The sequence below is a fragment of the Burkholderia plantarii genome, from assembly GCF_001411805.1.
GTDB classification, from domain to species: domain Bacteria; phylum Pseudomonadota; class Gammaproteobacteria; order Burkholderiales; family Burkholderiaceae; genus Burkholderia; species Burkholderia plantarii.
The window spans coordinates 25715-45358 of the sequence record NZ_CP007214.1; the positions used below are offsets into that span (position 1 = coordinate 25715).

The window sequence follows — 19644 nt, forward strand, 5'->3', positions numbered from 1 at the left end:
CATAACTAGTGGGCGACAGCGCCAGACGATGCCTGCCTGCCGGCACCGGCACGGTCATCGCCGAGGCCGATCGGCGGGACGCCGTCTCGGCAGTAATTCATCTGCATGTCGAGCCTTCCGGTGGTTTCGCCGGCCGGGGTCTGCACGCCGCGGATGTCGAACACGACGTCCAGCCGCTTACAGCCCGCGCGGGGGAGATCCACGATCGGCCGGGCCGAGACATAGACCGGCCCGTTCGCCGTCAGCTGGCGGGTCAGCGAATCGGCCAACGGCCCACGCAGCGCGCCGTATGACGAGCCGTGGTCGATGGCATCGGCGAGGATCGGCGCCAGCGACGTGTAGCTGCTCGCTGCGGCGAGTTGGCAGAACACCAGCAGCGCGATGCCGCCAGCGAGGTGGTAGCGGCGGCTCATTGGGAAGCTCCCTTGCCGGTGGTCATCTGTTGCTGGATGGTCTGCAGGATCGCGCCCTGATCCACAGCTTTCGACTGGATGGAGTTGACGAACTCAGTGAAGTCGATCTTCGAGAAGTCGAGCTGCTGCAGTTGGTCGGCCGTCAGGCCGCTGCAACCGGCGAAGGGCAGGCCAAGCTGCGCCTTGCCTTGCTGATTCACGATCTTCGCGATCAGCGAGTTGAAGCAGCAGTAGCTTTTCTTCTCCTCAACGCACACGCCAAGCACCTTCGATGAGCAACCTTGGGCGTACTGGACGCAGAGATCCTGGCCACGCTTGAGGCTAAGCACCTGCTCGTCCTGCGTGCAGGTCAGCCACGACTCGATCAGCTGGATAGCGACTGCGGCGGCGAAGGCATAGGGGTTGAAACTGACGAACTGGAAACCGTTCGCGAAAGAGAACGAGAACTGGAACCCGTATGCGCCGAAGGTGCCGGCGGAATTGAGCACGTTGGAGGCCCACGCTCCCATTTGATTGAGGCCCGCATTCACGATCGTGCTGTCGACGGTCTGGTAAAGCTCGTCGTAGACGTACTTTGAGCCGAGCGCGATGCCCTGCTTCACGGTCGTACCCGCGATCGACAGGCCCGCGCTGACCGCGGCGCCCGTGATTGCATTGTTCGTGTAGGCGCCGCCGCCACCATTCGTTGTACAGCAGCTCTTGATCTCGGCGCCCCCAAGGACCTTGATCGAGCAGCTGCTGTCGTAGCCCTTGAAGATGTCGATGTTGCCGGACGCGTCGACCCCGTAGGCACCCGCCTCGCGCCCCGTCTCGAGGCCGGACACGACCTGGCCGAGCGCGTTATCCGAAGGGCTCGACGAGTTGAAGCAGCCGGCACCAGGCGCGCACATCGTGTTCGTGCATTGCGTCACTGTCGTCGTGTGCGCGGGCGTGTCGACGCATTGGTAGGTGTACTGCCAGGTGTCGCAGGTGCTCGGGGACGCGTCGTTGTACGAGAGGCACTGCTGCCCAACCATTCCGCAGCCTTCCTGCCGAAGCGGTGCGCAGTCATCGACGGCATCCGCGGCCTGACACTGGTACGTGTCTTGGTAGTTCCAGCAGTCGGCATAGACCGGTATGCCGTTGATGGTCCGGGTGCCGGCGGGCTCGACGCAGGTCTCGCCGGTAAGCTGGCAGGTTGGGACTGCCTTCGCGGCACCTGGGGCGGCAAGCAAAATCGCCAGCAGCGCGGAACAGAAAAGAGAGCGAAGGGCGATCGTCATTGCGCGGCCCTCTGTTCAAAGGAGGCACACTGGTCGTTCCAACTCGGCGTGCACACGGCAGTGCAGATCTGGTTGATAGTCAGCTGCGCGATCGCCTCACCGCCGCCGACGTCGCCGTAGCCGCCGATCGCCGCCTGGACCTCGATGGTGTTCACGCCTTCGTGCAGGTACGGGCGGATGTCCGTGCTTGGCGTGACGGTCGATGGGTTGCCCTCGTAGTGGCTCTGGAAGGTAAAGAAGCTCTGATACTCGGTAAGCCCGCCATCCGCCTTGAACGCCGTCTTGTCGGAACAAACATTCCTGATGCCACTCGCGCCGAGGTTGCTCACAAAGGTGGCGCCCGCCAACGGTGCGGCAAGATAGCCTTGGCTCCGTGTTCCGGACGTCCCGTCGTTTCCACCGCCGGTGGCGCCGGGCAGAAGCGCCGGCGCGCACTGCAGCACGCGGCCGCCATCGGGGGCGTCCGAATAGACCGTCACGCCGTTGATGTCCACGCTGCGCAGCGTGTTGTTGGCCGTGACCTTGCTGAGCACGGCCGTGCCGATCTGGCTTAGGTTCTGGATCGTGAACGACATCGACGCGTACTGCGTAAAGCCGGTGTAGCCGGTGTTGTCGTGATACCCGGTGTCGGCGCCGAAATTCCACAGTGCCGAGTTTGATGCGAGCCGGGATGCAAACCCGCCACTAAAGCTGCCCTCGAGCACGCCACCCGATGCGCAATCCTGATAGGGCTCGGTGCAGATCGGGTTGTACACGCGCGTGCATGTGTATGTCTGCGTGCCAACCGCCTGCTCGCAGGTCTCCTGCTTGTAGGTGGCTGGAACGTTTGACGTCACGTCGTGGCAATCCTGTGTTCCGGTGGTCGTGCCGGGATTGCTGATGGTTCCCGAACTGCCCGTCACGATCGGGTCGCTCGCGCCGAGGGGCATCTTGTTAGGCGGCTTGTTGGCCAGATAGTTGACCGCATCGCATTCCTGCTGCCAATACGCGCTCGGATTGGCCGGGCGCGTCGCGCAGTCCGCTTCCTTGCCGGTGCCGGCCGGCCCGAGGGTACCTTGACCGTTGCCATACAGCGGCGTGAGGTCCGCGTCCTGATTGGTGTAGTTCGGAACGTTCGATCCACCGGTTGCGATCGTGCCCTTCGCGCTGGTCATGCCCGACGTGCCCACCTGTTGCCCTTCGGCGAACGCGGAGGCCGTCGACGCGCTATCGGCGAGCGCGCGCACGCCGAAGGCGGCCGTGGCCGTGGCGATCACGAGAGGCGCGAAGCGCGCGAGTTGGGCTCGGATGGCCATCACTCGACGTCGCCCAGGGCCGTTAGATAGCGCGCAGCGTCCGATGCAAACGCCGGGCTGTGGTCGACGATCCTGCGCAGCGCATAGGCCGGCGTCACGTCGCCCGACACCGAGACGTAGGTCTGTGGCAGCGCGCAGCCGCTGCTGTCGACCTGGCTATCGGCATCGCCGCCTTGCGTGACGACGAACGCCGGCACGCGCTCAACGCGATACTGCGTGAACGCTTTCGGGTTGACCACGATCCCGCCGGAGGCGAGACCGAGGCGCTGCATTTCCGCCGCCGTCGCCTTCAGCGAGTCGTCCTTGAAGCCTCGAAAGACAACCGTGCCGCCGGCGACGTGCATCTGCTTGATGAGGCGCACGAGCGACGCGTCGGGCATCGAGAAGCTGGCGAAGGCTACGAACGAGTCGGTCACACGACGCTGCACACGGCCTTCGTAGCGTTTGGCGATCGCCAGCGGATCGGCGCTAGCCGTCGGGAGCGCCGGCGTGGGGATGTTGGGGAAGTCATTGCCTTCATGAGCCGCCTTGGCCGCGGCGTCGCGCATCTGCTTGGCGCGTTCGCCCTGGATGCGGGCCATCTCTGCATCGATGGCGCCGGTGGCCGGCATCGCCCCCCGATAGCGCGCGGCGCCGCTCGCGGCCGCATCGAAGGTCGCATGCCGGCCTGCTTCGACGCGTTGCTGCTCCCTCCCGAGCGCGTCCCCCGAAATCGTCTGTGCCGTGGCGAGGACAGGCAGGATCAAGCTCGCGATCGCCGCAGCGCCGAAGAGGCGATAGGTCGTGTTCATTGGGGGAGGTCTCCGAGATTGGCGCCCTGGCAGCAGTTGCGCTTGCGGAAGATCTCGTAGGCGAAGTCCTCGCCGGTGTACGGGATCATCTTGCCGGCGCCCCAGAGGGCAGAGGTGCGGCCGTAGGGTTGGCAGCACTGGCCGTTGATCTGGCTGGTTTGCGCAACGGGGTAGAGCATCGTGTACTTGTATTGGGTCTTGTCCATCACGGGCTGCAGGTAGTAGCCGCACATCGCACCGTCGCCCGTGGTGCCCCACATGAGCCCTTCCCGATGGAGCTTCGCGGTCATGCGCTCGACCAGCAGCGATGACGCCTGCACGGCCGACACGTGCGCCTGCACATGGCCGTTGAAGGGATAAATCGAGCCGTTGCAGCCCGCGCACCAGAAGAGCAGGTTGCTGCCAAAGCCAAGCGACGAGAGCACGCAGTCGCCGGCGCAGGCGGCCTGCGCGACGGGGCTGCCGAAGAGATAGGTCTCCGGCTCGAGGAGCATCGTCAGGTCGTCGTCGCTCCAGGTCGGGTCGACCTCGGTGAGATAGGCGACGTCGAAGCTGCCGGTCTCCATGCAAGGATCATCGAGCAGGATCTCGGTGTAGTACATGACCGGGTCGGTGTACCAGTGGACCTGGTAGAAGCTGTGACGGGTGTTGTCCTGCTGCAGGCGTACCTCACCCTCGGGTGCCGAAATGCCCGGGTCGAGCGAGATCCCGCCGAGCGAAACGAAGCAGTAGGGCGAGCGGGTGACGTCGACGCGCCGCACCGGCTCCCAGAAGCTGAACCGCACGCCGAAGGTGCCATTGCAGAAGCACAGGAATCCGCCCGGGTTGGACGTGTCGTCCTGACCGTCGCTGATCAGCGTGGCGTCACCGATCGCCATCGGAAAGGCGCACTCCCAGCAGATGTCGGTGACCGGGTTGGCGAAGCGGCCCACGCACTGGCCAGCGTCAGCCGGCGCGGAGAGCCCAAGGCCGCCCAGCAGCGCGAATGCGAGCACGATCCGGCGCAGCAGGATAATCACGCGCATTAGCACCTCAAGAAGGATTGGAGGTCGAAGACCGGGTATCCACACGCCAAGGTAGTCCAGCCGTACCACGTGACAAAAAACACGGCCGTGAACACCGCCACTACGACTATTGCGATCCCCATCCAAAGCAACAACCAGAGCGCCTTCTGCAACAGAGATAAGTCATCCCATTTAGGGCTAGGCGGAACAGATGCGTCGCCCAATTCCGCCTGCAGATCGGCTGTCACCTGCCGCTCGACAGGCTCATCCATACTGTCCCGGGCACTCTGCGGCTGCGTAGCCGATGCATCTCCGATGACCGGCATGGCTTCAACGCCGAGATGCACGCGCATGCCACCTTGAATCCGCGCCAGCAGATCCAGTGCGCCTTCCCATGTCAGGTTCTCGACCATGACTTTCTGGCCGTGAGACGGATAGTCCGGATCACCTGCAACGATGCGGAAGCGGTCAGCCGGCTGCTCCGTGGCATCTGAAGCCACACGTTCCACGGAAATTCGCCGCACGAAGGTGCCGTAGGCCTCCGCCCTCCAAACGTAGGTCGTCGCGAAGTCGTCGCCGGTCAGGACCAGCTGGTCCTTCGTCACATCGACAACGATTTGCGCGGTGTCTCGAGGCACGACAACGCTGGACGACGGTGCGTGTCCGACGTCGCCCATCTCCACCGAGGCGACCGCAACCGCATCCTCTCGCCTGCGCGCGGCTATCTGCGCTTGGCGACGAGCATCGGCGCGAAGCAGTTCGTCTGTCTTCGTCCCCGTCTTGAGGTAAATGCCCTGCGCGGACAGCGACTCGAGAATCGCGTCCAGCGTCGTATCGCGCTCCATGGCACCGTCGGCCTCGGGGATCGACCGGGCGAGGGCGGTTTTCAGTTCAAAGGGCACGAATGTCGCGTCACCCTCCTGGACGAAATCGCAATCGAGTCGCCCGGCTTCGAGCTGGATCGCATCCAGCATCGATTGCGTGTGCGATAAGCCCAGATCCTGGCTCACGATGGACACGACATCGTGTTGGGTGATATCCACCCGAGCTGATTCGGTCATTGCTGTTCCCCCGTACATGTTTGATCGGTCGCGCATAAGTTGGGTCCGGTTACCGCAGTTGTGCGGCCGGCTCTTCCTCGAGCAGCAGCTGGTTGCCGCGCTGGCTGATCACAGCCGGCACCCGCGTGATGCCGAACCGCTGGGTGAGACGCCCTTGCTGGTCGAAGTACACCTGTCGTTTCCACGACTTCGTGAGGTCGAGCCACGAGCCGCCGATGAGGATCGGCTTCACGGCCGCACCGTCGCGATCGGCCAGCGCGCGAGCCGCCTTGACCTGCGCTGGGTCACGGCCGTCGAAGAACACCAGGCGCTCGTGCAGCGTGACGATGTCGAGTGGATTGATGTGGGTGCCGGCGGGCACGATCACGGCTCCCTCGTCGTTCAGAACCGGCTTCGAGTACGTGACGGTTGGATCGATGAGGCGCTGGGCGTACTCGGTCACCGTCGAGACGCCCGGCACCGCAGGCATGTCGGTGATGTCCTGCATCGCGCGGCGACGCGCGCGCTGCTCGAGCGCGGCCAGGCCGCCGCTGGCCTGCAGTTGCGCGAGGCGGTGTTTGAGCATGGCCACCGCATCGTGCTCGGCAATCGGATAGGTCGGGCCGACGACGCCGAGGTCCTCGGAGTGCGCGCCGGCGGCCGCGAGTACCATTGCCGCGATGGCAAGCCACAGGCCGGTGCGTGCCATAAGGCCGCCGAATTCAGAAGAGTTCATAGGCTTTCCCCACGATCGCGTCTTGCGCAACGGTGCCGGAGATCGCATAGCGCGAATCGAGGCTGTTCGGATTCGAGGTGGCGACGAAGTAGTGGCCCGGAGGAATGACGCCGCCCTCGGTCGGGAACAGCGCCATGCCGGCCAGTGAGAGCGGCTTGGCGTAGCCGATATAGGTGTTGTTGACCCAGACGTCGCGGCCGCTCACCCGCACGACGTCGCCTGGCAGTCCAGCAACGTGCTTCATGAACGTCACGCCCGCGGGGTACGTGGCGCCACCGTGCCAACGGAACGCGATCGTGTCGCCGAGCCGCGGCACGCGCGTCGTCTTGTCGATGAAGTAGAGGGTGCCGGGCAGGCTCGTCGACAGGTTGAAGCCGAGCGCGTACCACGGTCGGATTCCCCAACCGAAGCCGGCGGCGACCAGCAGAATGGCAAGCGTGCGCAGCAGGCGCCGATATCGCAGGAGACGGATCGCGAGCGCGGTCATTTGCTGAGCCTCGTGGCGATCACGGGTGTCACGTCCTGTGCGGACCCCGAGAGGACCGCGGCCTTGTTCACCACCACGCACCGGCACTCGGCGCCGTATTGCGCGACAGCGTCGGAGAGGTGTTTGGCCCAATCACCGGCCTGCTGGAGCGCAGCGCTCTTGGCTTCAGGCGTCATGTGAGCAGGATCGCCATCACCGAACTGCTTGATCTGCGTGGCCTGCTCGTCGGTCAGCAGCTTCTGCACGTCGACGACGACGATCGGCGCGGCAGCCTCGCTCTGCTGGAAGTAGTCGATCGGTGCATGGATCAACAGGGTGCCGACAGCCGTCAGCAGCCCGGTCAAAATAAGGTCGTAGCGGATGATCATCGCGGTTTCCGTTTGTGCTCGATGAGCGCGCGGATCGCATCCTCGGTGGACATGCCACCGTCGCGCAGCCGCTGCATGAAGTTAAAATCCGGCCCCTTGGTGGTGGCCATCGCAAGGGTGAATTCGTCGGGGATATGGCGCAGCAGGTGTTGCCCCCCGTCCGGGTCGACAAGGACGAACTCGCTGTAGCGACCTGGGACAGGGGAGAGTGACTTGAGCATCTTCTTCAAGCCGGGCGACAGGTCGATGATGTCGCCACGCTCGATCTGTGCCAGCGTGTCATTGCTCTGCTTGAGGTGGAATTTCCAGCCCGAGTTATCGAACGCCGCCTGAGTGGCTTTGTTCATACCCGCGTCGGTAATGCCCTGGGTCGCAAAGAAGAAGCTGCCCTCATATTTCCGGGCGCGTCGGTAGCCCTCTTCGGTAAAGTCCGCCGACTCCTGGTCGTCACCCGCCGTCTGCCATCCCTCGTCCTGAAGAAAGAGCTTCTTGCGCGATCGCTCGAATCGGTACATCTCATTCGTGACCTGATTCGTGAAGCCCAACATGATCACGGTGCGCAGCTGGGGATCACTGTTAAGGTGCTCGAGTTCGAGCCCGACGACGTCATTGTTGAGGTTGACGTTAGTCCGTCCATTGACGTACCGCCCGTACACACCGCCATCGCAGAACGGGTCGAGCCTAATGGAGAGCTCGTACGCAACACGCTCCTTTTGTCCGTTCTGATCTTTCAAACTGAGAAGCGCGTCCCGCACACGTGTCGGGTTACCGTCTGTCCCGTAGTCCTTCCAGACCATTCGCACGGCCTTGTCCAGCAGCCCACGCTCAAGGTCGGTTATCGGCGATGTCGGGGACACCATCCTCGCAATGATCGGTCGGATGAATTTGACTTCGCTGTCGATGCCGTTGTCCGCATCGCTCCCTCCGGTGGAGAACGAATTGACGATGATGTTCGACCCCGGCTTGAAGTCGATGTACTGACCGCCTGCCATGGCTATCTGCTTCTCGTAGGAATAGCCCACATCGGTAAGGCGCACGACACCGCCTACAGCGCGAAATGCGGCGATGATCTCGTTCATCAATACCGACTTGCCGGCTCCGGATGTGCCGTCGACGAAGCCGTTGTAGTTCGTCGAGCTCGAGTAGAGATCGATTGGCGCCGGCGTGCCGCGTCGTCCATAGAACATCAGATTTGGATCGCCGCTCGTGCCCGCCCATTCCGCAATCACTGGAGCCATGTCGGTCGCATTGACCGTTGTCTTGGTCGAGATTAGCCGAAGCTTGTTGAGGTCGTCCCGCAGATCTTGCGTCAACGACATCGGCATCGCCGACAGAAATGTGGTGAGCTGCTGCGTGACCATCGGAAACAGCTTGAACCGCTCAGAGCGCCAGATACCTCGGGCAGCGGCCACGCAGCGCTCGATCTCCGCGCGGGGCGCAAAGAGCGTCAACGTGTGATATAGCTCGCATATCGAGCCACCCGATTCGAGCTGAAGCCCGACTGCTCGCCAGTCCCGCTCCTGTAACGAGAGTTCCGGTTGCAACGAAGCCATCTTCGACTTCGCGTTCTGAGCAGCCCGCGCACCGCGCAGTGCGACACGGGTTTCGACGGCATTCTGGTCGAGTGTCATCACCCCCATGGTGATGAGGTAGGGGCAGGGATATTGTTGGACATCGTTGAACAGCGAGCCAACGATATTGCCCATCTCCCACAACTCTTTCTTCGACGGATACTGCAGCACGCCGAAGCTGCGCGCCGCGATCCGCTTGTCAGCGTCGCCCCTTTCCTCCGGCGGCAGACCGAAGAGCAGGTGCTCCGCCTTGACGCGCGCGTGATGGCCAAAGGGCACCAGCTGGTCCCTGACCGGCCTGTCCGGGTCGTATTTCTGGTCGACGGCTTCGGCTCCATTGCCGAACAGGTACTCGGGGTTGAGGACAGGCCACAGGAAACGGATGAGATCATCCGGCGTCGCGGACCGGCTCGCGAGGCTCGCCGAGCGCAGCGTCGCACCGACGACTTCGCGCAGGTTCTGCATCTCTTCGCGTGCCTTCCCGTCCTCGCTTGAGCCTTTGCGCACGACCGAGAGCATCAAGCGCTTGTCCGTGATCGAATAGTTCTGACCGGGGAAGAGCGGCCGCCCCTGGTTCGCGCGAAGGGCGGCGGCACGACGCTCGGCCTGCTCGAGGTAGAAGGGCGGGGCCTCGCCCCTATTCGCATACGTGCGGCGCAGATCCACGTACCTGTCCAGGTGCTCCTCGATGAGCGGATCAGCCAGCATCATCCACTGCACACCGTGGTTTGCCGGCATGGTGTCGTACAGGCCGAGCAGCGTGCGCGTCAACTCGCTGTCCGCGCCAGTCTGCGGCGCCACGACGAGTAAAAAGCCGATGGAACCCACGTTGTAGTACAACTCCGTCGCAGGGTCGTACTGGTCGTAGGGCAGCAGTTGGTGCAAGCCGACGGTATCGATGCGACGCTGGTCGGCGACGGTCGGCGCCGGCGGCCCGAGATCGTCGTCGGTGCCGAAGACGAACTCCTTCGCCAAGGTCGTCGCGAGGCCGCGCGCGCTATCCACCCACTCCTGGATCGAGCCCATGTGTCGTCCCTGTTCAGCGATCCGCAGCCGGTGACATCGCGGCCGCGCGGTCGATCGCACCGTCGGGCGTCAAGATGCCCTGCATGACACGGTCGGCAGGCGACGCGGGCGTCGTGAACGGATCACGCCGCGCTGCTGCGCCGGCATCCTTGGCGTCGCTCGGGGCAGCGGCCGCGGTCTGGCTCAACACCGGCGGCAACACCGGCTTGAACGCGGCACGGATGCGCGCCTGGTTGTGGGCGATCGACCAGTGGCCAGGGTCGACGACGAGGTACACGTACTCCTGGTCATGCAGATCCGAATCCGCGTCCTGCCAGGGGGCGAACCAGACACGCAATTCACGGGGCGCCGTGCGTACCGGCGCGCCGCTGTCGAGGGCCCGGGGCAAGATTCCCGGGGCGGTGGCGCCGGCCATCGGCTTCGCCGAGCCCGAGGCGCGCTCGGCGGGGCTGTCGTCTGCGTAGCTCCCGAGCGTCAGGTTGGTGGTGGCGCCGCTGCCTGAGTGGACGCGCTGGTCGGGCAGGTTGTGGGCCATGGCGTTGGCGTAGATACCGGACATGCTGTTGCAGAGCACGCCGGCGGGCGCCTTGCACGCGAACGACGAGCTGGCGTCGTAGCCCGTGAAGCTGCAGGCGGACAAGGCGAGCACGGCGGTACCAACAACGGTCGTGGCCCGCGCTGCGGCGAGGTAGGGAATGTCCATGGTCACTTCGCCCCCAGCCACTTGTCGATCGCATCGGCGCTCGCGGCGCCCGGCATCACGCGGCCGTCGAGGCTCACCAGGGACGGCGTGCCGTTGATACCCAGGCTCGCCGCGAGGGCTTCGTTCCGGTCGATCGGGTTCTCGCAGGACGCGAGCTTGGGCTCCACCCGCGCCGGTGCCGGCGTTGCCTTGCGCTGGCCTGCCGCGCCGGTCATGTCGGAGCCGTGGTCACGCATCCAGCGCGAAAGCGCGACCGGAAGCCATGCATGCCAGGCACCGAGGCGGTCGTCGGCACACCAGATGCTGATCGCGTGAGCGCGTGCGCGCGGATGGATCGACTCGAGCGGGTACAGGAACCGGTAGATCGTGATGTCCTTGAGCCCGGCAAGCTCCGCCTCGAGCGAGAGGCAGTACGGGCAGTCCGGATCGTCGAAGATCGCGACCTTTCGGCGGCCGTCGCCATGCACTTCCACGAACGCATCCTGCAGGCGGTCGGCCGGGAACCGGACCTTCTGCAACGCTTGCTCGAGCGGCACCGTCAGGTCCTGCTGCGTGACCATGTCGAAGAGATGACCGAACAAGAAGTAGCGGCCGGTGACGTCGGTGTAGGCCACCTTGCCGCCCATCACCACTTCATAGATGCCGGTCGAGGGGGTCGCCGCCACCTCGCGAAACTGCGTGGCCGGATACCGGGCATGCAGCGATGCCTTGAGCGCCGCCACGCCCGGGTCGAGATTCGGGTCAGCGGGATTGACGGCCGGCGTGAGCGGTGCCGCGAGCGGGGCAAGCGGCGTGCTGGTGCCGGACGGGCCTGCGCCCGCTGGCGCGGTGGCGGGCGATGACGCGCGGTTGAGCGCGGTGGGTGCCGTCGTGCAGCCCCATGCCAGACACGTGGTCATCAAGAGAGCGAAGGTGAGCTTGGCCTGTTTCATTGGAGCGTCGATGATGAAGAGAAGGGAGAGCGACGGCCGGCGGCGGTGCCTTGTGGCGCGGGGATGCGGGAAACCCGCGGAATGGGGAAGGCCTCATGCTTGACGCCATCGAGCGTGTTGCCCGCGTGGCGCTTGCCGACGCGTTGCATCCACACCCCATCGGGGAAGCAATGAAACATCGTGCCGGCCGCGTAGATAATCTCGGGAGCGGGCCGCCATTCGCCCCACTGCTTGAAGAAGAACGGGATGTCGGCGGCTGCACACTGGTCTCGCAGCGCCCGAATCCAGTCCGGGTGAACCGACCGCGCCAGGAGGCCGGTTTCGCCGCCGGCAATGACCCAGTCCACGCCAATGCGGTAGCGGTCGAGCTGCGGCAGGTCGACCCCGTAGTGGTTCGGCCACGCGAGGTAGCGGCGCAGGTCGATGGCGCCCAGCATCGGCTCGATCGACAGGAAGCGAACGCTCGCGCGAATGGAGAGAAGCTTCGGGATGTCGCGGTCGGCTTCGGCCTGATCGACCACGGTCGCACCGAGCCACACGTTCTCGGGAATGCCCAACGGGAACATGTCCTGGAGCATCGCGGCCGCGTTACCGATCCGCTTCGTGAGCAGCTGCCAGTCCAGGTGTGGCGTGGCCAGAATCAGGTCGGCCAGGTCACGACGCCATTCGGCCGGTACCTCGTTGTCGAACACGTCGGACAGTGACGAACAGAACACCCGCCGGCGCCGGCCGTACTTGGCGAAAAACTTGTTGTGGGCGCGGTTCCATCGAACAGGAGCGGCCCATGTCGAGGCTGCAGTGCGCCGCCGCGGCGCGCCCGGCCCCCAGTTCTTGGCGGTGCCGCCACCGAAGCGACGGTTGCGGCGCTCGGCGTAGCAGTTCGCGCAGCCGGGGCTCACGGCCGTGCAGCCTTCCCACGCGCTGAATGTGGCGTCGGTCCAGCCGATGTCGGTTGTCTCGCTCATGCCAGCCCTCCAGGCGAGGGGAGGGAAAGAGCAACAGCGACCGAGCGCACCCACACGGGTGTCGACGACAGCCGGAACGTCTCGCCGCTCTCGGCGAGCAGCAGCGTCGTGCCCATGACCTCGGCTATTGCCTCGGCGGCCTCGGGCGGTACCGCGTTGCCGATTCGCTCGCGCCACGCCTGATCGGATAGGCCGTCGAGTAAAAGGTATTCCTCCGGCTCGACGAGCGACTGCAGGACGGCGAGATCCAGCGTCGTGAAGGGTCGATGCCAGGTGCCATCGAGCGCGCGGATGAACGCGACGAGCTTCGCGTTGAGTGCAGGCAATCTTGGATCGGCAACAGACCATCGGCCGTTGTCGTGGCCCGCAGCCGCCGAAACAGCGCCGCTGGGCTCGCTCCAACCGACCACGCCGTAATGTCCACCGGTCAGGTAGGCATCGCCGCGCTCGCGGCGCATGCCCGGGCGCGGATCGGCGACAGCGAAAGCACCCTGGCCGCTATCGCTGCGCGCGATGACCGTGCCTGCCGGCTCATCGAAGCCGGTGACGCGATACTTGCCTGCGCCCTCGAAGCAGCTGCCCGAGCGTGGGTCGGCTACCGCATAGGCGCCCTGGTCGTCGCCGCCGATGACGGTGCCGGCGTGGCCGGTCCACTCCGTCACCTTGTACTTGCTGAAAAGCGGGCCGGCCGGCGGTCGCGGGTCCGCGACACCACCACCGCCCGAGACCTTGAAATCGCCCGTCACCGTGCCGGAGTGCGTGTCCCACGGCGTGATCCGATAGGCGTTCTTGTGGTATTCAGCCGTGGCGCGCGGATCCTGAACGCACTGGCCGGTACCGTGCGCGCTGGTGACAGCGCCAGCGGCATCGGTCCACGGGATGATGCGAAATTCGTTGTTGTGCTTCGCCGGGCCAGCGTGGCGCGGATCGGCGACGCTGTAATAGCCCTGGCCCGGGGTCTGCTGGCCGGCGATCGTCCCGCTGTGTTCATCCCACGGGAGCACGCCGTAGGCGTGGCCGTCGTTCCACTTGGTGCTCTGCGCAAACCTCGCATCGGCCACGCTGAATGCGCCGTTCGTCGGCAGCGACTTGCCAGCGACGGTGCTGGCCGGCTCGGCCCAATCGACGACACCGAGGTGGCCGCCGCGACGCTCGGGAACGATGAGGTAGTCGCGGAGCTGGCCGTTCTCAACTGCAAGTTTGTTCAGGCTTCGCCAATCGCTGCCAGCTTCGACGAAGGCCAAGCGCACCCAGGTCTTCCACTGCAACGAAGGGATGCGGTGCATGGGGCCGGCCGCCGGATCACCCGGCAGCGGCATGCGGCCGAGCAGGGTGCCCACACCCTGCAGGCGGTTCTGCTCCGGCTCGTACAGGAACGCCGGCACTTTCGCGGCGTGCCGAGCGACCTTCAGATAGCGCTTTCGGCTTTGTGCCATACCGCGCTTGGCGATCTTGCCGCAGTCGTGCGTCGTGTCGGCAGTGACATACCCGTAGTGCTGAAACAGTTGGTCGATCTGGCTGAGAAGGTGGCTGGCGCGCGTCGCGAGCCGCGGGACGTTCTCGAACACGATCAGCTCGACCGGGTCGTCTTTCCAGGCCTCGCACATGAGCCAGACGCAGCGCAGCGTCAGCTCATTGAGCGCCTGGTACTTCGGCGTGCGGCTGAGCGTCTCCGACAGCAGCCCCGACGCGCCCTTGCACGGCGACGAGATGAACACGCAATGCGGATGCTCGTGGCCGGCAGCGGCGCGCACGTCGGCGGCCGTCGCTTCCTTCCAGCCGGTCGGCGGCGGGGCGCCGTGGAATGCGGTGTACTGTTCGCGCGTGAACAGATCCATCACCGTACAATCAGTGCCGACGAGCGTGCGGAAATCGCGCGCCGCAGCCGGATCATTGTCGATGCCGCCGATGCAGCGCCACGTCGCCGTCATCGCGCCGACGCGCGACACCGCCTTCTGGAACCCCTTGGCGCCCCCACCGAGTCCCGCGCAGAAGCTGAACACGTTGTAGATGCGGTTCATGCGGCCGCCCCCTCGCTGCTCGGTACAGCCGCTGCTCTGCCGGCGATCGCCGTCTTCTCGAAGTAGAAGACGACGGGCACACCGGTCTCCACGATCAGGCCATACTGCTTTGCGATGCGGTAGATAGGGTGGTAAGCATTCAACGAGTTGATGTGGCCGGCCAGCCAAGCTCGCCATTGCTCGATTGACATCTGCCCCTTGCTGATATTGCAGGGAGGGCAAGCCGGGTTGTGGTTCTCAATGACGTCGCGCTCGGGATGTCGGGCGGGGCCGCTGACGAGCTTCCACTGGCCGGCAGCGGTCCGCTTCGTCTCAACCGCACGCACTACCGGCTCGACGTGGTCCGCATGCCATCGATCAGCGAGCATCCCGCCACAGTAGGCGCAGCGCCCGTCGTATTTCAGACGGAGCTGCTGGCGTTGGGCGCTCGTGAGGCGGCTCACGCTTTGATTCCCGCGAACAAGCGACCAGCGGCCTGGAAGAACCCTGCGGAACGCGTGTGGCGCGGCTCCGCGACGTGATCCTGACGGGTTACCTTCGAAGCGGCTTCACGCAATTCCCTTGCGTGCCGATGCGCGCGCGCCAGCACGGATGCACACTCCACCATCAACGTGCCGTTTTCGTTACGGCTCTCGACCTCATTGCGGCTTGCCCATCCGCGCACGACGTCGAGATCCACGCCGGTCTGGTGAGCTGCATGGCCCGCCGTGAGCCAGTTCACGGCGTCACCGGAGAGGCCGGATTGCGATTCGCCCCGCGCAGTGTCGCCAGCGTCGTGTGCTGGCGCCGGACGGATCACGAGCTGGACATGCTCGTACAAATAGGCCTTGCACTTCTTCGCTTGCTCGTTGGGAAGGCCGTTGACTCTGACGGAGTGTCTGTCGGTTTGGATTTCGATCTGACTGCCGAGCGTCGTGTCGGTGGCGAGCTTCATCATCTTCCCCTCCACTGCGACCGGCGGCTCCATCTCGGACGCTGGAGATATCTGCGCCCCGTGATACGAGAGCATCATCGAGATGATGGCGACGTCGATCGGGTCGCCCTTGTCGGCGTGCGAACGGAGCATGGCCGAGAGTTCGTCTGCCGAGGCAGTCCACCAGCCTCCGCGCCCGGCCGCGCGGCCCTGCGCCATCTTCGTCTTCATGAGATGCGCGCACATGTCGACTGCGGCATCATCGAATGCCGCCGCGACGATCACGGGACTCACTTCCGGCGCGTGCGCGCTCGCCTGGGCGTCGGGATCCGCGACTTCCAAGTCCAGACGGCGCGCCGCGTGCGCTACGTATTCCGTGAAGCCCGCTTGAAAGGGTGGGTTGGTGGCAAACCGCGCTTCGGCGATGGCCCTCATCTTACGAAGTTCCCCCTGCACGATCTCTCTGGAGCCGAGCCACCCCACAAGCGCTGCGCCCATCTCCGGCTGCGCATATTTACCGTCCACGTTGCGCTCGAACCTTGGTTCGAGTCCGGCGCGCTGCGCGCAACGTTGCATCGCCGCCTCGAACGCAGCCACTGTCGTACCGTTCGCTTCTTCATTCATCGGAGTAGCCTCCATCGGTTTCGCGGCCGCCGTTGGCAAGGCCGTCGTTGATATCGCTGACATCGGAGAGGGCGCCGTTGTATTCCGCGCCTTTCATCACGGCGAACTCGACGACGCGGCCGCCATCGGTTTCAATCACCGGAAAGAGTTTTTCGGCAGCCCGGATGTAGTACTGCTTGAGGGAGTCCGCGCCCTGCGAGACCCCGCTGCCGATTGCGGAACGACCAACCTGGCTTGGATTGACGATCGACGTCGTGCCGAGGGCCGTGGTGTTCAACGTGTTGGCGGATTGGCTGAACGCTTGGCCGATCCCGGACGAGATCCCGGCCAACACCGACATGGCGAGCGCGGAGCCCGACTTCGAGACGAGGCGGCCCCGAACCCCTTCCTTGCCGTCCTCGCCCATCACGGTGCCCTTGATCTCCATCTCGATGGTCCGGCCGTTCTTCAAGATGCAGTCGAGCGTCTGGCCGTGCATGATCGTGCGCTCGCTCGAGACGTCTCCGTAGGCAGAGGTCAAGATGCGGCATCCCGTGATGTCGAGCTTCCGGGCGTTCGGCAAATTGGCGAGATCGAGCACCTCGAGGAAGACGTGCAGCGGGTCGTGCTGCGCCTCCCCACCGGTCGGCGCATCAACGCCGTTCATCATGAATACCCGCACAAACGCCGTGGCGGGGATGAACGTCACGCCCTTTTTGCCCTTTGCGTTCAGGCAATCCTGCTGAGCTTGCTTGGCTTGGTCGATGGGCAACGACGAGAAACGCGGATCGACGCAATCGTCGCCGGCCTTCTTGGGCGTCTCGAAGCTGATGATGTCAAGCTTCGGCGCCGGCACCGGCGCGTCGCCTGCAACACCTCGAGCGGCCTGGCCGAACGGCGGGTTGAGGATCGCCCCGGACTTCGCCTGCTGCCCGTTGAGTGGAATCGGCTTGTTGAGGAGCGCGCGATCGCCTGCCGTAGAAGACGCCGCAGCTGGAGCGCTTGCCGCGCTCGCCGGGCCGGCCTTCTTCTCATCGTCGAACTGCTTCTGCAGGTCAGCTTGCGCCTGGGCGAGCTTCTTCAGTTTTTCCGTCGCGTCATCCGCCTTGCCATTCGCGGCGGCGAGCTGCTTCTTCAGGTCCGCAACCTGCGCCTCGGACTGCGCACGCCAGGCGTTCTTGTCGTTCTGGTCCCCGACGTGTGCGAACGGGACTGCCGTGGTCGTCTGCTGCACCCCGTTGCCGTGGCGCGTGAAGAGAAGACCGACGATGAAAAGGGCCGCCAGAAGACCCATGGCCGCCCAGCTGATGATCTTTTGACGCTTCTTGTTTACCTCGTTCGGGTCAGTCATGCTCGCCTCGCTCCCGAACCACGTAGACAATCGTGCTGGCGCCGGCCGGCAGACTGGTATCCTCGATCGCGACGGCGAGCACCCCGGGCGCGTACAGTTCACGCTCATCGAGCGTCAGGTCGTTGTGCGAGGTGTTCGCGAGGGTGTACGTTTCGCCCACAAGATCGCCGTCGCTGTATTCGCGGACACGAGTAAGCGTCGCCTCCTTCCAGAGCGGCACGGCTGTCTCTACCGATGTGTACGCGACCTGCGGCGCGGACTGCGCCCCGGACATGGCCAGCATCAGCAACTTCACGTGACGCTGGAAAGCGGATGCACGAAGGGCGCGGCTCGTGCGCGACGCCGGCGGCTCGATGCGAACATCTTCGGCCGGCCGCGGTCCCGGCACGAGCGTGAGGCGGTAGCTCACGCCGGCGTCGTCGAAGACGAAGAGCGTGATGGTTTCGTTGAGCGCACTCGGGTTGGATGGCTTGAACCAGAACTGGCTGCCGGCCTGCGTCCAGGAGAGCGAGCCAGGCACGGTCGGCACCACCTTGGTGATTTGCCGGCCGCCCGACATCGTGAGGAGGTTGTACTCCGCCGCGGACACGGCAACCTGTTGGGCCTGGCGATCCGCGCCCTTGACCAACGAAATCGCCTTGGCCGGCCCGGCGACGAGCAGCGCAGCGAGCGGCACGACGAGCGGGAACACTAGCCGCGCGATGCCGCGGCAACGGAGGTGGGATGCTTTCATGATGCCTTCTGCGCGGGAGGTACGAGAGGTTCGATGCCCTTCGTGCCCCGCTGCGCTTCGCGGATATCGAGGAGCGTGAGGCGCCCGAACAGCGAGATGTCGAAATAGACGACGAAGGCTTTTTGCTCGGTGCTCGTGAGCTTGCCGGAGATGTAGGTGGTGATCGTTGCCGGAAACTTGACCGACATGCTGCGGAGGTCGACGTCGGCCGATCCTGCGGGCTCGGCGACGCTGGTGACGCCGTCGTGCTTGAGCTGGAGCGCGTCGGCGTCCCATTGCGTCTTCAACTCGGCGCGACGCCCATCGTTGACCATGGACAGGAGGATTCGCTCGTTGCTTTCGACAGTATTGGGCGACACGCTCTTGGCCAGGGAGAGCACGTAGGCGGCCTGATCGGCGAGATACTCCTCGTTCGCGTAGCGCGCGCCGATCACGTACGTACCACGCACGGCCGGGGGCATGATCACGACGCGCTGCGTCACGACCAACCATGCGCAGACGAGCGCGATCACCACGCTCGACGTTCCGTTGACGAGCAGGAGCTTCCTGAAGAACCGGTTGTCGGCGCGCAGTGCATCTCGCGATTTGGCGGCCTTTTCTGGCGTCATGACGTCACCCGTTCAATTCACGGATCGCGGAGGGAGGCAGCGCCTTGAGCGTGGGCTGACCGAAGACCCAATACCCGATGTGGGCAGACATGCCGGGGTGTCGGCCCGAACTGAACTTCTGCCAACCGTAGGCGAGTGCGACGCCGACCGTGACGCCGAGCAGCACGTGCCCGAGCATGATTCCACCCACGATGCCGACCATGCCGATGAACGCGACGTCCTTTCGGAAAAAGAGGAATTTCTCCGGATCGTCGAGTCGGCTCGGGATGTAATGGTTGAGATCTTCTGACATGGCAGCGCGGCTTAGATCGTCGCCGTGTATTCGCCGTCGATGATGCCGACGATGAGACTCGAGACAATGCCGATGCCCGACGGCTGCACGAACGCCCACGTGTCCTTCTTGAACAACGCCATGGCCGTCCCGAAAATGACGCCCCCGAGTGCAAGGATCTTGGCGGGATTTCCCTTGGCCCAACCTTCGACCGTGGTCGAAGCTTGAGCGTATTCAGCACCGTCCGTTCCGAGCGCGATATGGGCGAACAGAAGAAGGCTCACCGTCGCGAATGCGATGGAAGCCGCGAGGATGTGTTGACGGATCTTCGGATCGCCGAGGCTCGCCTGGATGCGATCCTCGAGCGCAATGAGGCGAAGGGCGAAACGGATTTCGAGCTGCGATACGGCGTTGGCGATCATGTGGTCCTCGCGCGGTGTGGGCTGTTGGCCAGGTACTGTTCTTGTAGTGCTCGTGCCGTTACGGGCGGCACGAGCACGGTTCAGGGGAGAGAAATTCGTAAAAAAAATCCGAAACTTCACAATCAATTT

Annotated in this window: 21 protein-coding genes; all 21 read right to left on the reverse strand. The window is 64.7% G+C overall.

Annotated features, from left to right (window positions below):
• Positions 1–5: 5 nt before the first annotated feature.
• Genes bpln_RS32690 through bpln_RS32790 form a run of 21 tightly spaced genes read right to left on the reverse strand, consistent with a single transcriptional unit; the run spans position 6 to position 19515 of the window.
• Positions 6–413, reverse strand: coding sequence for a hypothetical protein (locus bpln_RS32690; protein WP_055141325.1), 408 nt, complete (start codon positions 411–413; stop codon positions 6–8).
• Positions 410–1675: a conjugal transfer protein TraN gene (locus bpln_RS32695; RefSeq protein ID WP_055141326.1), complete on the reverse strand. Its 1266-nt coding sequence runs from the start codon at positions 1673–1675 to the stop codon at positions 410–412. Before bpln_RS32695 ends, bpln_RS32690 begins: the two co-directional genes overlap by 4 nt.
• A complete protein-coding gene (locus bpln_RS32700; protein WP_055141327.1) occupies positions 1672–2970 on the reverse strand; it encodes a hypothetical protein in 1299 nt (432 codons plus the stop codon). Before bpln_RS32700 ends, bpln_RS32695 begins: the two co-directional genes overlap by 4 nt.
• Positions 2970–3761, reverse strand: coding sequence for a type-F conjugative transfer system pilin assembly protein TrbC (gene trbC, locus bpln_RS32705; RefSeq protein WP_055141328.1), 792 nt, complete (start codon positions 3759–3761; stop codon positions 2970–2972). The genes bpln_RS32700 and trbC overlap by 1 nt, the downstream gene beginning before the upstream one ends.
• The gene (traU, locus tag bpln_RS32710) at positions 3758–4786 is read right to left on the reverse strand and encodes a conjugal transfer pilus assembly protein TraU (RefSeq protein WP_055141329.1); all 1029 of its coding nucleotides are present in this window, start codon (positions 4784–4786) and stop codon (positions 3758–3760) included. The genes trbC and traU overlap by 4 nt, the downstream gene beginning before the upstream one ends.
• Positions 4786–5826, reverse strand: a complete 1041-nt coding sequence (locus bpln_RS32715) for a hypothetical protein (protein WP_055141330.1) — start codon at positions 5824–5826, stop codon at positions 4786–4788. Before bpln_RS32715 ends, traU begins: the two co-directional genes overlap by 1 nt.
• 49 nt (positions 5827–5875) lie before the next feature.
• Positions 5876–6514, reverse strand: coding sequence for a type-F conjugative transfer system protein TraW (gene traW / locus bpln_RS32720; protein ID WP_055141331.1), 639 nt, complete (start codon positions 6512–6514; stop codon positions 5876–5878).
• A gap of 13 nt (positions 6515–6527) precedes the next feature.
• Positions 6528–7028: a signal peptidase I gene (gene lepB, locus bpln_RS32725; RefSeq protein ID WP_055141332.1), complete on the reverse strand. Its 501-nt coding sequence runs from the start codon at positions 7026–7028 to the stop codon at positions 6528–6530.
• Entirely contained in the window at positions 7025–7396 is a 372-nt protein-coding gene (locus tag bpln_RS32730) for a hypothetical protein (protein ID WP_055141333.1), read from the reverse strand. The genes lepB and bpln_RS32730 overlap by 4 nt, the downstream gene beginning before the upstream one ends.
• Positions 7393–9993: a type IV secretion system protein TraC gene (traC, locus tag bpln_RS32735; protein ID WP_055141334.1), complete on the reverse strand. Its 2601-nt coding sequence runs from the start codon at positions 9991–9993 to the stop codon at positions 7393–7395. Before traC ends, bpln_RS32730 begins: the two co-directional genes overlap by 4 nt.
• A gap of 13 nt (positions 9994–10006) precedes the next feature.
• Complete coding sequence (gene traV, locus bpln_RS32740; protein WP_055141335.1) at positions 10007–10696, reverse strand: type IV conjugative transfer system lipoprotein TraV; 690 nt, start codon at positions 10694–10696, stop codon at positions 10007–10009.
• 2 nt (positions 10697–10698) lie between these two features.
• Positions 10699–11628, reverse strand: coding sequence for a DsbC family protein (locus tag bpln_RS32745; protein WP_244131998.1), 930 nt, complete (start codon positions 11626–11628; stop codon positions 10699–10701).
• Complete coding sequence (locus tag bpln_RS32750) at positions 11625–12593, reverse strand: phage Gp37/Gp68 family protein (protein ID WP_082465556.1); 969 nt, start codon at positions 12591–12593, stop codon at positions 11625–11627. The genes bpln_RS32745 and bpln_RS32750 overlap by 4 nt, the downstream gene beginning before the upstream one ends.
• Complete coding sequence (locus tag bpln_RS32755; protein WP_055141336.1) at positions 12590–14614, reverse strand: DNA cytosine methyltransferase; 2025 nt, start codon at positions 14612–14614, stop codon at positions 12590–12592. Before bpln_RS32755 ends, bpln_RS32750 begins: the two co-directional genes overlap by 4 nt.
• Positions 14611–15057 carry an HNH endonuclease gene (locus bpln_RS32760; protein ID WP_055141337.1) on the reverse strand — a complete coding sequence of 149 codons (447 nt, stop codon included), beginning with the start codon at positions 15055–15057 and terminating at the stop codon, positions 14611–14613. The genes bpln_RS32755 and bpln_RS32760 overlap by 4 nt, the downstream gene beginning before the upstream one ends.
• Complete coding sequence (locus bpln_RS32765; protein ID WP_082465578.1) at positions 15054–16151, reverse strand: hypothetical protein; 1098 nt, start codon at positions 16149–16151, stop codon at positions 15054–15056. Before bpln_RS32765 ends, bpln_RS32760 begins: the two co-directional genes overlap by 4 nt.
• A complete protein-coding gene (locus bpln_RS32770) occupies positions 16144–17481 on the reverse strand; it encodes a TraB/VirB10 family protein (protein WP_055141339.1) in 1338 nt (445 codons plus the stop codon). Before bpln_RS32770 ends, bpln_RS32765 begins: the two co-directional genes overlap by 8 nt.
• On the reverse strand, positions 17474–18214 hold the full coding sequence (locus tag bpln_RS32775) for a type-F conjugative transfer system secretin TraK (RefSeq protein ID WP_055141340.1): 741 nt from the start codon (positions 18212–18214) through the stop codon (positions 17474–17476). The genes bpln_RS32770 and bpln_RS32775 overlap by 8 nt, the downstream gene beginning before the upstream one ends.
• Positions 18211–18822 carry a type IV conjugative transfer system protein TraE gene (locus bpln_RS32780; protein WP_055141341.1) on the reverse strand — a complete coding sequence of 204 codons (612 nt, stop codon included), beginning with the start codon at positions 18820–18822 and terminating at the stop codon, positions 18211–18213. The genes bpln_RS32775 and bpln_RS32780 overlap by 4 nt, the downstream gene beginning before the upstream one ends.
• 4 nt (positions 18823–18826) lie before the next feature.
• Positions 18827–19114, reverse strand: coding sequence for a type IV conjugative transfer system protein TraL (gene traL / locus bpln_RS32785; protein ID WP_055141342.1), 288 nt, complete (start codon positions 19112–19114; stop codon positions 18827–18829).
• Positions 19115–19125: 11 nt separating this feature from the next.
• Positions 19126–19515 carry a hypothetical protein gene (locus bpln_RS32790; RefSeq protein WP_055141343.1) on the reverse strand — a complete coding sequence of 130 codons (390 nt, stop codon included), beginning with the start codon at positions 19513–19515 and terminating at the stop codon, positions 19126–19128.
• Positions 19516–19644: the final 129 nt, after the last annotated feature.